The organism is Yersinia nurmii, assembly GCF_001112925.1.
Taxonomy (GTDB): Bacteria; Pseudomonadota; Gammaproteobacteria; order Enterobacterales; family Enterobacteriaceae; genus Yersinia; species Yersinia nurmii.
Genome location: NZ_CPYD01000001.1, coordinates 423,973 through 438,117, shown reverse-complemented (window position 1 = coordinate 438,117; position 14,145 = coordinate 423,973). Strand labels below are relative to the sequence as shown.

Here is a 14,145-nt window from a genome sequence, read left to right as displayed (position 1 = left end):
TGATCATATAAATTACAAAATTTTTCGGTGTGACTTTCTCTAATTATTACAGCAATGTCTCATTCTCCCAGGGTGAAGACTAAAGCTTACGGAGGATATTTTTAATGTTCTTCGAGCTTTGGCATGTTTTTTCTAAAAAAAGCATGTTGATAAAGATAAGGCCTCGGCTTATTCATTATTCGCCATAAGGACTCTCAGCTATGTTCTTTAATTTACGATCTTCTCATGCGCCCTGGCGTTCCGAATTAACCTCGATAGATAGCGCAGTACCGATGATTATATTTAAGCCTGATGGGACGGTAATACAGGCAAATCAGTTATTTCTACAGGCGATGGGATATCAGCGCGAAGAGATAATAGGCAAGCATCACCGAATATTTTGCGATCCAAATTATGTTGGAAGCGAAGCCTATAAACGCCACTGGCAGATATTAAATCAGGGAAAGCCGATCACTGATAATATCAAACGTATTCGCAAAGATGGCTCGGCGGTCTGGTTGCAAGGGACTTACACGCCAGTGTTGGATCGTCAGGGTAAAGTAGTGGAAATTATTAAGATTGCCAGCGATGTGACCGAGCGAATTTTACAGTCTCAAGAGCACCAAAGTCTGCTAAAAGCCCTAAATCGTTCAATGGGCATGATAACCTTCACTCCCACTGGCATTATTCTGGATGCCAATGACAATCTATTAAATATCATCGGTTACTCCCTTAGCGATATTCAGCATAAACCCCATCAAATTCTCTGTAAGCCTGAATTTGCCCATAGCGACGAATATCGCCAGCATTGGCAACGTTTGGCGCGTGGCGAATTTATTGTCGGCCGCTTTGAACGTATGAATAGTCGTGGGGAAGATGTCTGGCTGGAGGCTAGCTATAACCCGATTATGGATCACGATGGGCAGGTAATAAAGGTGGTTAAAATTGCTCAGGATATTACTCAGCTAATTCAACAACAGCAGCATGAAGAAGCGCTGATGCGCAATGTACACCATCTTTCAGTCAATACCGATAAGTCAGCGTCCGAAGGGGCAAATATTGTCCAGCAGGCGGTGAAAGGCATGCAGGAAGTGGAATCTATTGCCCGCGAAACGTCGGACGTAGTGAGCGATTTAGGGCGTTGTTCCAAGGAGATCGGCACCATTGTAGAGGCCATTCGTAAGATATCCTCTCAAACTAATTTGCTGGCGATTAATGCTTCCATTGAGGCTGCTCACGCGGGAGAGCATGGCAAAGGGTTTTCCGTGGTGGCCAGTGAGGTGCGATTGCTAGCGGATCAGTCCCGTAAAGCTGCCACTGAAATCGAGCACATGACCAAAACGATCCAGAACGGAGTGACTGCAGCGATTAAAGGTATGGGAACCTGCGTGGAACAAGCCGGTGGCGGCGTGTCGCTTACTCAGGATGCGGGGGAAGTGATTAATCAGGTCAATATTGGTATGCAGGATGTGGTTAAGCTGATGGCGGCGTTCGCGCAGATAAAAAACCGGCAAAATTATAGCGGTAGTTAATTGAGAAAAATTAATTCAATAAACGTTAATGAGATAAACAGGGATAAGAAATCGTGAAACACCCAGCGGGAGCCATTAGCCGCCCGCTGGGTAGGGTTTATCAGGAAACGTGCTGCAAGAACTCACGTAGCCTGTCGCTTGGCGGGTTGGAGATCAACGTATCAGGATCGCCATCCTCAGCCACGCGGCCTTTATCAATAAAGATCAGGCGTGAGGCTACTTTCTGTGCAAAGCCCACTTCGTGGGTGACGATGACCATGGTCATGCCTTCTTCGGCTAAATCTTTCATTACGGTCAACACTTCATGACGTAATTCCGGATCCAGCGCCGAGGTTGGCTCATCAAACAGCATCAATTTAGGTTTCACCGCCAGCGCGCGGGCGATAGCCACACGCTGTTGCTGGCCGCCAGACAGTTCGGCTGGGTAATGATGTGCCCTCTCGGACAACCCTACTTTTGCCAACAGGGCTCGCGCCTGTTTTTCTGCTTCAACCTTACTGGCTCCACGCACACGAATCGGGCCAAAAGCCACGTTTTCCAGCGCGGTTAAGTGAGGGAACAGATAAAACTGCTGGAACACCATACCGGCTTCCTGACGAATCAGACGCTCATCGACTTTTGGGTCGTTAACATCCAAACCATCGACAATCAGTTGGCCTTTTGTGATGACTTCCAGCTTGTTGATGCAGCGCAGCAACGTGGATTTACCTGAGCCTGACGGCCCGATGATCACCACCACTTCTCCCTTGGTGATATTCAGATTGATATCGTGCAGCACCTGGGTTTGGCCAAAGTGTTTAGAGACGTTTTTGAATTCAATCATATTATTTTCAGTTTTCTTTCTAACCGACGCAGGACGAAACTCAGCGCCAGCGTGATAATCAGGTAAATCACCGCAACAGCCGTCCAGATTTCCATGGCGCGGAAGTTACCGGCGATAATCTCCTGACCCTGACGAGTCAGTTCGGCTACACCAATCACGATAAACAGTGAGGTGTCCTTAATGCTAACAATCCATTGGTTGCCCAGCGGTGGCAACATGCGACGCAATGCCAGAGGGGCAATAACGTAACGCAGGGTATCGCGTTTGGATAAACCCAGAGCCAAACCGGCTTCACGGAAACCATTGTGGATTGACAACACTGCACCGCGGGTAATTTCCGCGATATAGGCGCCGGAGTTGATAATGATGGTGACTACCGCCGCCGAGAAAGGATCGATGCGAACCGGCATCATCATTGGCAAAGCAAAATAGATAAACATCACCTGTACAACGATAGGTGTACCGCGAATCAACTCAATAAAAACTAATGCAATATTTCTACTTAACCAACCACCGTAAGCACGGGCAAAACCTGCTACAACCCCAATGATCAGGCCGCCAAGTAACCCTAGGACCGAGATCCATAGGGTTAACTTAGCGCCTTCAAGCAGGATTGGTATGGCGGGCCAAATAGCGCTCCATTCAAACTGCATGGATATTCTCCTGGTCTAAAAACGGCAAACAATTAATTACTTAGGTTCAACACCGAACCATTTTTTATAGATTTCGTTGTAAGTGCCGTTCTCTTTTAATGTTTTCAGTGCAGCATTTACTTTCACACGCAATTCGCTGCCCTGTGGGAAGGCGATACCGTATTGCTGAGCTTTGATGGAATCACCCACCGCTTTAAACTGGCCATTGCCGGCAGTTTTAATGAAATACAGGATGTTTGGCGTGTCATGCAGTACTGCATCAGCGCGGCCAGTACCTAATTCCAGGTAGGCGTTATCGATGTTAGGGAACTGACGCAGATCTTTGGTTTTGATGTTGGCTTTTGCGTAATCAACAGAACCGGTGCCACTTTTCACTGCAACAACTTTGCCTTTCAGGTCGGCTTCACCTTTGATGTCATTAGTGGTGGTTTTTACCATGACCAGCAGGCCACTGTTGTAATAACCATCAGAGAAATCAACGGCTTTTTTGCGTTCGTCGGTAATGGTGATACCCGCCAGAGCTAAATCAACGTTTTTGGTTTGCAAAGCAGGAATGATGCCGCTGAAATCCATTGGTTTCAGCTCATAATCCAGATTCAGCTCTTTGGCAATGGCGGCCCAAAGGTCAACATCAAAACCAACGTACTTATCCCCTTGTTTAAATTCGAAAGGAACGAAAGCGGTATCCGTGGCAACAATCAGTTTGTCCGCTGCGTGAGAACTTACTGCAAAGGCCAGAGTGATTGCGGCCAATGAAACTTTTACAAGTGACTTCATATGTGGGAGTTCCTTTGTACTTTGAGTGGAGGAGATCCGTTTTTTTATAATTCAGGGAGCAATATGAAAAGATCGTGCCAAAATTGCAAGTCTTTTAAAAATAAAGCAATTAATCTAAATAATTAGGTTGCAACTACTTAGTTACTCTATTTTGCACTACTATGGGTCACCATAATGGTGCGTTTCTGCCATTTTGGTGCAATCACTCCATGAGTAACTCATCGGTAACTAATTAGTCAATAATTAATGATTTTAGTTTAACAGTTAAGAAACAAAAATGCGGGTGAGTTCAGGTTTTTATACGTAAAGAATAATGATCGACATTTATTGATGAGAGAAATAACGAAGGTTTAAGAAGTCGGTATTAGTGAGTGAGTATGAGAAAATATAGGATAAAGAGGGGAAGTTAGCGTAACTGGCTGTCTTTACTGCCTCGGCGGTTATAGCCAGCGTGATCAGCCTGTTGTTTATCCAGGATATTTTGACAATTGATACAATACCGAACGCCGGTTAGCGCTTTTCTACGCGCCTCAGGAATTTTTTCACCGCACTCTAGGCAGTATAAAGCGCTCTCGCCCTTACCCAGCGCTTGACGCGCACGCTGAACCGCATCGTCAACGGTAGAATCAATCTGATCTTGCACTGCGCCGTCTCCGGCCCATCCGCTTGCCATCGTCAGTTTCCCCCCAAAATCATAAGGGCCAGCTAAGCCGACCCTCCATAGTATTTCATCTAACAATTATTAATTAAATTATTCGATATTAGCTTCGATAAACCACAGGAACTGATCCAGATCGCGAGAGGCGGCGGTAAACATATCCGCAGTGTCTTCGTCTTCGACCTGAGTAATCGCCTTACGAATATCATTCGCTACCACCGCATAGCGGTCGGCCAGCGCTTTCAGATGCTCTTGCACGCTATGAATATTGGTCGGATAGCTTTTCAACGGGGATTTATCGTTGACGACTTGTACGGTTCCCAGCGCTACACCACCGAGTTGCACCGCGCGCTCTGCAAAGGTATCCAGGTGGCCGGTAATTGCGGTACGGAAGCCATCCAACATTTCATGAACGGCAATAAAGTTGGCGCCGCGCATGTTCCAGTGAGCCTGTTTGGTGATCAATGACAGATCGATAAACTGAATCAGCATGTGGTTCAGCGCTTTGATTGCGCCAATTTTTACGCTTTCATCCAAATCATTACGGGTGTAAAGCAGGTCAGAAGATTTCGTTTTTACCAGTTTAGCGGTACTCATAATAGGTATCCTCATGCTGTATTGGTTATTAATTTCTTTACCGGGTCAAGTATAGCAGGATTATATAATTCCGTTGCTCCGATACGGCCTATCAATTTAATTGGTTATAACGTCAGATAATTAGTAATAGAAAATTTTCGAATAAAGATTCTGTAACTTCATGATTTAAAATAAATTAGCTGAAAATATTTATTCATCGGTGCTTGCAGGCCTATTTATTTTTGGATAAATACAGTTGGTTAACCTGTACGGGGCAATAGGTTGTCCATATTTATATGGCTGCGGCCTTTAATTTCTGCTCACTAAGATAAAGATAATTCTTTATGAAATATAGCTATTGTAATAATAGCTATATACAGGGCGTTAATTGAGAGGTTTTCTGGGTTATAAATCAAAAAAATATACGGGCTGATATTAGTCGGAAGTCATCAAATGAATACTTTGTTGATAGCGATAGGGTTATTGCTATCCGCAAGGAAGAAAAAGTCTATCAGGCCGTTTGAGCGATGATAAACAGGCGAGGAAAAGCCAGCAGCAGGTTACCATTATTGTGTACCGGATAGGCCGCCGTGATTTTTAGCAGATAAGCTTGCAAGAAATCTTGCCGGTCGGTCTCATTTAAAGGGTCAATAAAAGGGCGTAAGCCTGTGGATCGTACCCAGTCAACGATTGCCTGAGCCGAAGGCATCGGGTGGAAATACAGGGTTCGCCAAATATCCACGCGTTGAGCAAGAGGATTCAGCAGATCGTAATATTCGCTGGCCGACAAAATTTTTACACGTTCGGCGTTACTTGCCGCTAATTGTTGTTGCCAGCGGCCTTCAGTGGCGACTTCTCGCATGGCGCGGTGGCTGGGTTCGTCACGGTTATCGGGCATTTGGATGGCCAGAATACCCTGCGGGGCCAAATGGCTCATCAATTGAGGAATCAAAAGGCGATGATTTTCTAACCATTGTAGGGATGCGTTGGCATAAATCACATTTTGTGGCTGAGGAGGTTGCCAATGCCGAATATCCGCAGGTTGAAATATACAGTCTGGCAACCGCTTTTGCGCGCTTTCCAGCATTGCCTGAGAGTTATCGATTCCTACCAGATGGGCGTGAGGAAAACGCTGTCGCAGTAATTCGGTGGAATTACCCGGCCCACAGCCTAAATCGCTGACAAAATCGGGCGTATTTATTGCCACGCGAACCAGTAAATCTGTTGCCGGTCGGGTGCGTTCCGCTTCAAACTGGCGGTACAAATCAGGATTCCAGTCTTTCATCCTAAGCCTCATTGTTGTCGGGTGATGAGCTCAGCACGCCGGCATTAAATATTCTGTAATGGTCCGCTGTATAATACCGCTCCGGTAGGTTGCCCAGTTGGAGAACCGCCATGGGGTTCTACACTGATTGCCAGCACGTTGCCTTTGGTTAAGGGAACTTCGTTGAACGCGATCTGCGTCGGCCCGCTAGCATTTAACAAGCCGAGAGAGTGAGGTTTTTCGCCAGCGGCAATACTCCACAGTTCAAGGCTATGCTGCTCGCCAATCGGGGCTGCGCTTAACGGCGTTAACGTCAGGCTACGGGTAGATTTATCCATGCTGACAATCCATTGGCCGTTTTGCTCGCTGCTGGCCAGTACCGCCACCGGAATGGGGGCTTCAGGCTGTACCAGCAGGCGGGGGACCAGCAAGAGTGCCGCCAGACAGGCTGCGATCGCCCAGCCGAGATAAGTGCCGCTTGCGCGACGTATTGAAGACACTTCGGATTTTTTGGGGGGAGGCAATTGGAGCTGGAGTTTTTTCCATATCCATGCCGGCGGCGTCACGGGCTGTAAGCTATTGTCCATTTGGCTAAACAGGTTTTGCCAACGAGACACTTCTTCTGCCAGTTCGGGATTCCGTAGGATTTGTCGCTCAAATTTAATTCGAGCCAGCCCGCGCAGAGTGCCCAGCGCATATTCTGCGGCCAGTGCTGATTGATATTCGCGTCTGTTTTTCATATTCCTACGCAGCTCTTTAAGTGCTCCAGCGCGCGGCGGATCCAGCTTTTCACCGTGCCAAGAGGCTGTTGTAAGTGTTCTGAGACCTCGCCATGAGAAAGTCCCTGATAATAAGCCAGCATAATACTTTGCCGCTGTTCAGCGGGGAGGTGCGCCATGCAATGTTCCAGCAGCTTGGCTTCTGAACTTTGCTGTAGCTGGGAGGCTGGCGAGGGCGCGTCATCGGCTAGATTATCGGCCTCGTCTTCATCCCATCCCTGCAAACGGTTATCATTGCCACGCATCAAGTCTATTGCCCGATTACGGACAATATGTGTGAGCCAGGTAAGGGGAGAACTGAGGCGGGGATTGTAATTATTCGCCTGACTGAGCACGGTGATAAAGCAATCGTGTAATACCTCTTCGGCTCGGGCATGGTTACGTAACATACGTAAGGCAACGGCGAAAAGACGTGGGGAAGTTAACCGGTATAATCGTTCAAATGCCGATTGGTCGCCTTTGCCAATCGCTTCCAGTAGCTCAATTTGTTCAGCCAAAGACGCTTCATTCATTCGTAATCCCTAAAAGCAAGGTGCAGTGAGACACTGCACCCAGTATAGACCGCTTTTATTTAGGCATTAGAACGGTATCAATAACATCTATCACACCGTTTTTCTGATTCACATCATAAGTGCTGATATTGGCCAGATTGCCTTTGGCATCTTTAATCTGAATATTATGAGGGCCATTGTTCATAAACCACAGAGGCTGACCGTTGACGGTTTTCAGTTCGGCGGTGCCGCCACCCTCTTTAATTTTTTTCTCAAGCTGTTTCATATCGTATTTGCCGGGTACCACGTGGTAAGTCAGAATTTGGGTCAGCACGGCTTTATTTTCCGGTTTGACCAGATTCGCAACGGTTCCGGCTGGCAATTTAGCAAACGCGGCATCGGTTGGTGCAAACACGGTAAATGGCCCTGGCCCTTGTAGGGTATCCACCAGACCGGCAGCTTTAACGGCCGCCACCAAAGTTGTGTGATCTTTAGAATTCACGGCATTCTCAATAATGTTCTTACTCGGGAACATTGCGGCTCCCCCCACCATCACTGTGTCGGACATCATGGCTGCCATAGATACACTGCTGAATACTAAAGAGGCACAGATAGCGGTACGGATAAGCGTTTTCATAATGTTATTCCTTATTAGGATGGAAGAGGTGAGTCTTGCCTCACATCTACCTATACGAATCAGCCAGCCGTTTTGGATGCAAAAAGAAGTGAAAATAATCAAAAAAAAACGCCAGTCCTTATAAAACAAGGCATAGCGTAATGAATAAGTCTTATCTAACCGGTGTTAAACCTGAGTGGTTGGCTCAGGATGCAGAAAGCGGTGCATGACGTAAGCGTCTACGTAACCCTGTTTCGGGTGTTTAAACGCCTGCGGCAGGGTTGCAATAATGTCGAAGCCCAGTTTTTGCCAAAGGCTGACCGCCAGAGTATTGGTACTGACGACAAAATTGAACTGAATTGCCCGGTAACCCAAGCGCTGAGCTTGTTCAATGCAGTGCAGCCCCAGCTTTTTACCAATGCCTAAACCTCTGACGCTGGCATCGACCATAAAAGAGGCGTTGGCAACGTGACAGCCTAACCCTCGCTGGTTATCAATCAGCTTATACATCCCGACAATTTTATCTTCATGCAACGCGACCCAACAGCGCACGCCGTCACCGAACCAATATTCATAAGCGACCCGCTCTGGCGTGTCTGCGATGAAAACGTAGGTGTCTTCACTGGCGATAACCGCCTGAAAAAGTGGCCAGATTGCGGCGAAATCTTCAGGTGTTGCCGGTCTTATTTCCATGCCACTGTTCTCATATTGATTAAGTCAATTCTTCAATCTTGGGTTTGGCTTTAATCGTTAAAGTCGCGCCAATAGAGGCGGCAATAATACAGCCCAGCGCTGACCATTGTATCAATGTCAGATATTCATTCAGGAAGATTAGGCCAGAGATGGCGGCCAAAGCCGGTTCCAGACTCATTAATGTACCGAAAGTGCGGGCCGGAAGTCGGGTTAACGCCACCATTTCCAGTGAGTAAGGCAAGGCGGTAGAGAGAATGGCAACGGCCAGAGCAATTGGCAGAATGGCGGGAGAAAACAGCGCCATACCGTTATAGGCTACGCCAATCGGGCAGAAAACCAGCGCAGCGATCAGGGAGCCAATGGCTACGGTACCTGGCCCGTGGTTGCCCCCCGCTTTTTGGCCGGAAATAATATAAATTGCCCAGCAGGCACCGGCACCCAAGGCGCAGGCGGCACCGAACAGATCGATACTGTCCACGCTTTTGCCCAGCGGTAATAAGAAGGCTAAACCTAACACGGCCAACCCAACCCACAGAAAATCGATGAGGCGGCGGGAAGAAAACATGGCAACGGCCAGCGGGCCGGTGAATTCAAGAGCCACGGCAATGCCCAAAGGGACCGTTTTCAAAGACAGGTAGAATAGAAAATTCATTCCGCCGAGCGCCAGGCCGTAAACCAGCAACGGCATGCGGCTACCGGCAGTAAAGCGCATCCGCCAGGGCTTAAAAATCACAAACAGAATAAGCGTACCAATCCCCAGACGTAGGGAGGTAATTCCCTGCGCGCCGACCAGCGGGAACAGACTTTTTGCCAGTGAGGCGCCGCTCTGGATCGAGATCATGGCTATAACCAGCAGGAAAACGGGCAGCAGGGGGAGCGATAATTTGGACTGAGAGGACAGCGACATCCGTTAGAGCCTCGGCAAAAGTAGTGAATAATCAGATTATTGCCAGTGTAAATGAAATGCTGCCGATGTATCTAATAATTCGCAAAAGTAGCGGATCAGAGGCGGGGAAAAAGAGAAATAATTTATTGCTGAGTGTTTTTTATGCGTTTTGTGGTTATTTTTTAGGCGGCAAAACTAAGAATTGTCTGGAATAGCGTTAAGTGATGAACTTCACGGTTTCGACAAAAATGCGGCAAAAGTCGTATACTTTTAGCGAGTTACACTGTTCTTGAAAAGATTTGTTACACCATATAAAAGTTTAGACAACGATTCAGGTGCAGAGTTTCTACCTAAGTTTTGTTATATTTTAATGGTGTTTTTGTTTAATTGAAAATAATTTGCGTCTTGAGGTGGTTATGAAAAAAATTGCATGTCTTTCAGCAGTAGCAGCTTGTGTATTGGCAGTGAGCGCAGGTAGTGCATTTGCAGGCCAGAGTACCGTTACTGGCGGTTACGCTCAGAGCGATTACCAAGGTGTTGCTAACAAGGCTTCAGGTTTCAACCTGAAATACCGCTACGAGTGGTCCGATTCCCAACTGGGCGCTATCGGCTCTTTCACTCACACTGAAAAAAGTTCTTTCGGTGACAGCAGCAGCGTTTACAACAAAGCACAGTACAACGCAATCACTGCGGGTCCTGCTTACCGTATCAACGATTGGGCTAGCGTTTATGGCGTAGTTGGTGTGGGCTATGGTCGTTTCACTGCAAACGGCGCGGGTAACCCAGAAGCTAAATCGGGTTCAAGCGATTACGGCGTAGCATACGGTGCTGGTGTTCAATTGAACCCAATGCAGAACGTAGCGCTGGACTTCTCTTACGAGCAGAGCCGCATCCGTAGCGTTGACGTTGGTACCTGGATCGCTGGCGTTGGTTACACTTTCTAAGAGTAATCAGCCAGTTTAGCATTGGTTCCTACGAGCTAGATGCGAAATCCAATAAAAATCCGCCTCCGGGCGGATTTTTTTATGTGCCGAGTATTATGTGATGCCACATTATGCAGATAGCCGTCTTTATGGAAAAGTATTTCCCAATTAATAGCTATGCCATTATTTTATCGGGGAATATATAAATTTATTTATATCACTTGGTTATTATAAAGAAGCAATTAACCATTTTTATAAGATGGGTATATTCCCGCGCCCGAAGTTAATGTGTTTAATTATATTAATTACAAAACATTGACCAATATTAATTGTTGGCTTGCGACCATTCTGGTCTGACTAGGTTATTCATTATTGATGTGAATAAATAATTACATTATCATTTGTAGCGTCATTTAATTAATAACATGGAGTCGTTAATGAAAGGAATCGGAGCGTTATTACTCAGTTTATTATTAACCGGATGCGGCGGGACGTGGTTCCCAGAAGGTCATTATAGTGAATCTCGTGAGCCTAAATTTCGGGTTCACGGCGATGAACGTACAGGCGCAGAACGTATGGCGGCTTGTCATCGCACTAAAAGTTGTCGCGGCGACGAGTGGCACAAACCTAACCCGGATTATGTGGGCGTTAGCGTGACTTATTGATAAACTGCTTCATCTATTCTTATTGAATATCAATAATGATGGATAATTATTTTAGCCGCCGTTATTGGTATTCAACGCTCAATATCCCGTGTTCTGGGCGTGTGTAAATAAGGTTGATTACGCTGTTTTATCTGGAAATTTTCAAATTAATTTACAGTGTAAAATGCGTAAATAGATCTCACTGATTCACCTTATCTTGCGATATTCAATATAGCGAAGCTATTTGCGCTTCTACAGAAGTGTTTATGTTCTAACAGGGTTGACTCGGAATGTTTCTTGATTAGAACCCCCTTCGCCGAATGAAATTATCCGGAGCCAGCGACGCTGACTCCGAGAGAATGAATAATTTAATAATTACTGGCGGCTTCTTCTATTAGCGCGATGATGTCGTCGGGATGAGAGGCTAGAGACGCATGGCTGGCGTCCAGTCGAATGGTTTTTTTCGGTTTCATGCGTTCTGTAAACCATTGTTGGGTTTCCGGCGGAATCATATGGTCCTGATTGGATATTTGATACCAGCTCGGCTTAGTCTTCCATGCGGGTTCCGTTGAAGTATCGGAGAAGCATTTCCCTGAGGTCGGTTTTTGTGCAGCAGCCATGACAACGGCCTCAATATGGTCCAAATCCTGACAGAAGCTTTCGTGGAATTTATCGTATTTTACCCATAAATAACCGTCTTGATCTGGAAACAGATTAGCGGCTCCGGAAGGTAAATCGCGCAGTTGGAAAATACTGCCGAGACTTTCGCCTTTATCCGGTGCGAAAGCGGCGACGTAAACCAGTCCTACCAAATTAGGTAAATGTCCGAGCTGAGAAATAACCATGCCACCGTAGGAGTGACCGACCAGAATGGTCGGGCCTTGGAGCGAGGCGGCCAATTTTTCGGTGCGTTCCACATCGTCGGCCAGAGAGGTCAGCGGGTTTTGTACCGCATACACAGGATAACCTTTATTATGTAAAGTCGGAATAATATGACGCCAGTGCGAACCATCGCCCCAGGCGCCGTGTACCAACAAGATATTCGGTTTTGTCGTCATATTGTGTCCCATTATCAGAGTGAACTATCAAGCATGATAATCCGCGGCCCCTTGCCGCAATACCACACATCCATCAAAAGTATAGTGTAGATATGTGACTAATTGATGAGGCTGGGCAAATTTGCGCATCGGTTTTAGCCATCTCATAACGCAATAAACTCGACTTACGATCATTTAAAATCAAACGACTAGCATTTAAATTTGGCCGAAATAATAATTCTTATAGAACAATAAATTAATCTATGGGTGATTCTGAATTTAATTATCTTATTGATTTGTAAATATTCAATATGATGACAAACTATAATGTATTAAGAGATTTATTCAGTGCGCTGGGTTCCTGACTAATCATTAATATAAAACAATAGGTTGAGCCACAATGACTGCGCTAGCAAACCCCATCATTCCTCAGATTCAGGATACCCGACTTGAGCAGCAGATACTTCGACGCTCTATTTTCTGCACTGTGATTATTGCGGTGATGGGAATTGGTTTTGGTATTTTGTGTGGGTCAATGTCGATTATTTTTGACGGCATGTTTTCGGCGTTAGATGCTGGTATGTGCAGTTTATCTCTACTGGTGTCACGTTTATTAGGACAGCCGAATAGCCGCCGTTTTCAATACGGCTTCTGGCATGTTGAACCCTTGGTACTGGCATTTAACGGCAGTCTATTAGCCTTTCTATGTCTTTACGCCTTTGTGAATGCAATCAAAGGCATTACAGAGGGTGGCAGGGAGCTGGAATTAGGCTGGGCCATTGCGTATGCATTAGCGGTCAGCATTTTCTGTTTTATCATTTTCCTGAAGCAGCACCGGTTAAATAAACAGGTAAAATCAGAGCTGATTGCGTTGGATACCAAAAGCTGGCTGATGTCTGCCTGCATCAGTTCTGCGCTGCTGGTGGCTTTTCTGCTGTCCTGGAGTTTGGAAGGCACCGCCTATGAGCATCTAATTGTTTATACCGATCCGGCGGTGTTGGCATTGTTAACTTTGGTTTTGATTCCGGTGCCAATTAAAACTGTCATATCCGCCGTGCGCGAAGTATTACAAATGACGCCGGATACGCTTGATGCTTCCATCGAACGTATTATGGAGCTATTAATTTTGGAATACGGTTTCCTGGATTATTCCCATTATGCAACACGGGTCGGTCGAGGATTATTTATTGAAATTCATGTGGTTATTCCGGAATCTATGGAAAGTGATGGCGTGCGGCGTTTTGATAAAATCCGCGATGAGATAGCTTTGGCGATTGGTGATCCCGGACCGCATCGCTGGCTGACAATTTCATTTACCCGCGATCCTAAATGGCTGTAATTATTGTTTAGTCTTCAAGTGTTTTCACCGGAATATCAACGAAGAAAGATGCTTTATTCTCTTGTTTTATCTTTGGGGGAATGGTTCTTCCCTGATTCTATTATTGTTCCACATTGGATATGCACCGGTAAATTTCGCCCAATTTCCTTAATTAATTTAAATTAAAGATTGTCTTATAGCGTTGTATTGCTGTTTTTTCTAAATATTGCTTAAACAACTGGCGAAAGCTGAGAACTTTTCAAAAAAGGCGTGTTTTAATCCCTGCGCAATAAAAATGCAGTATCTCGTTTGGCGAGGCTCCTATACAAACACAGGTTACTGATCTGACGACATCGAGAGATGCCCAAGGTTAAGACAGGCTTTATCGGATTAAGGTTTAGCCCAAAGTAACTTCTGATGACTCTATCAGATACGTTGTATAGTGCTAAAACCTGGACGCGGAGATAGGCAGTCTGCACTCCCTCTTTGGTTACCG

General features: G+C 46.0%; 16 protein-coding genes and 1 riboswitch. Of the genes, 4 read left to right on the top strand and 12 right to left on the bottom strand.

Annotated elements, in window-relative coordinates; all coding sequences use genetic code 11:
• Positions 1-200: 200 nt before the first annotated feature.
• Positions 201-1,511 carry a methyl-accepting chemotaxis protein gene (locus AD970_RS01935; protein WP_049596639.1) on the top strand — a complete coding sequence of 437 codons (1,311 nt, stop codon included), beginning with the start codon at positions 201-203 and terminating at the stop codon, positions 1,509-1,511.
• Positions 1,512-1,611: 100 nt separating this feature from the next.
• Here the strand turns inward: AD970_RS01935 and glnQ are convergent, their stop codons facing one another.
• The 11 genes from glnQ to rhtA form a co-directional block, all read right to left on the bottom strand.
• Positions 1,612-2,334, bottom strand: coding sequence for a glutamine ABC transporter ATP-binding protein GlnQ (gene glnQ / locus AD970_RS01930; protein ID WP_049596638.1), 723 nt, complete (start codon positions 2,332-2,334; stop codon positions 1,612-1,614).
• Positions 2,331-2,987, bottom strand: a complete 657-nt coding sequence (glnP, locus tag AD970_RS01925; RefSeq protein WP_042528064.1) for a glutamine ABC transporter permease GlnP — start codon at positions 2,985-2,987, stop codon at positions 2,331-2,333. The genes glnQ and glnP overlap by 4 nt, the downstream gene beginning before the upstream one ends.
• 36 nt (positions 2,988-3,023) lie before the next feature.
• Entirely contained in the window at positions 3,024-3,764 is a 741-nt protein-coding gene (gene glnH, locus AD970_RS01920) for a glutamine ABC transporter substrate-binding protein GlnH (protein ID WP_049596637.1), read from the bottom strand.
• A 406-nt stretch (positions 3,765-4,170) separates the two neighbouring features.
• The gene (locus AD970_RS01915; RefSeq protein ID WP_049596636.1) at positions 4,171-4,437 is read right to left on the bottom strand and encodes a DksA/TraR family C4-type zinc finger protein; all 267 of its coding nucleotides are present in this window, start codon (positions 4,435-4,437) and stop codon (positions 4,171-4,173) included.
• Between the two features lie 78 nt (positions 4,438-4,515).
• The gene (gene dps, locus AD970_RS01910; RefSeq protein WP_049596635.1) at positions 4,516-5,019 is read right to left on the bottom strand and encodes a DNA starvation/stationary phase protection protein Dps; all 504 of its coding nucleotides are present in this window, start codon (positions 5,017-5,019) and stop codon (positions 4,516-4,518) included.
• 490 nt (positions 5,020-5,509) lie between these two features.
• A complete protein-coding gene (gene tam, locus AD970_RS01905; protein WP_049596634.1) occupies positions 5,510-6,283 on the bottom strand; it encodes a trans-aconitate 2-methyltransferase in 774 nt (257 codons plus the stop codon).
• A gap of 44 nt (positions 6,284-6,327) precedes the next feature.
• The gene (locus AD970_RS01900; protein ID WP_049596633.1) at positions 6,328-7,002 is read right to left on the bottom strand and encodes an anti-sigma factor; all 675 of its coding nucleotides are present in this window, start codon (positions 7,000-7,002) and stop codon (positions 6,328-6,330) included.
• Positions 6,999-7,553: a sigma-70 family RNA polymerase sigma factor gene (locus AD970_RS01895; RefSeq protein WP_049596632.1), complete on the bottom strand. Its 555-nt coding sequence runs from the start codon at positions 7,551-7,553 to the stop codon at positions 6,999-7,001. Before AD970_RS01895 ends, AD970_RS01900 begins: the two co-directional genes overlap by 4 nt.
• A 55-nt stretch (positions 7,554-7,608) precedes the next feature.
• On the bottom strand, positions 7,609-8,169 hold the full coding sequence (locus tag AD970_RS01890; protein ID WP_049596631.1) for a fasciclin domain-containing protein: 561 nt from the start codon (positions 8,167-8,169) through the stop codon (positions 7,609-7,611).
• 165 nt (positions 8,170-8,334) lie between these two features.
• On the bottom strand, positions 8,335-8,841 hold the full coding sequence (locus tag AD970_RS01885) for a GNAT family N-acetyltransferase (protein ID WP_049596630.1): 507 nt from the start codon (positions 8,839-8,841) through the stop codon (positions 8,335-8,337).
• A 19-nt stretch (positions 8,842-8,860) separates the two neighbouring features.
• Entirely contained in the window at positions 8,861-9,748 is an 888-nt protein-coding gene (rhtA, locus tag AD970_RS01880) for a threonine/homoserine exporter RhtA (RefSeq protein ID WP_049596629.1), read from the bottom strand.
• 395 nt (positions 9,749-10,143) lie between these two features.
• On the opposite strand from rhtA, the gene ompX reads away from it, so the two are divergent.
• Both ompX and AD970_RS01870 read left to right on the top strand, forming a co-directional pair.
• Positions 10,144-10,671, top strand: a complete 528-nt coding sequence (gene ompX, locus AD970_RS01875; protein ID WP_049596628.1) for an outer membrane protein OmpX — start codon at positions 10,144-10,146, stop codon at positions 10,669-10,671.
• Between the two features lie 416 nt (positions 10,672-11,087).
• A complete protein-coding gene (locus AD970_RS01870; RefSeq protein WP_049596627.1) occupies positions 11,088-11,315 on the top strand; it encodes a hypothetical protein in 228 nt (75 codons plus the stop codon).
• A gap of 347 nt (positions 11,316-11,662) precedes the next feature.
• Here the strand turns inward: AD970_RS01870 and AD970_RS01865 are convergent, their stop codons facing one another.
• Positions 11,663-12,352, bottom strand: coding sequence for an alpha/beta hydrolase (locus AD970_RS01865; RefSeq protein ID WP_049596626.1), 690 nt, complete (start codon positions 12,350-12,352; stop codon positions 11,663-11,665).
• A gap of 379 nt (positions 12,353-12,731) precedes the next feature.
• Here AD970_RS01865 and AD970_RS01860 point away from each other — a divergent pair, with 379 nt between their 5' ends.
• Positions 12,732-13,670, top strand: coding sequence for a cation diffusion facilitator family transporter (locus tag AD970_RS01860; protein ID WP_049596625.1), 939 nt, complete (start codon positions 12,732-12,734; stop codon positions 13,668-13,670).
• A gap of 276 nt (positions 13,671-13,946) precedes the next feature.
• A riboswitch (M-box (ykoK) riboswitch) is annotated at positions 13,947-14,120 on the top strand.
• Positions 14,121-14,145 lie beyond the last annotated feature (25 nt).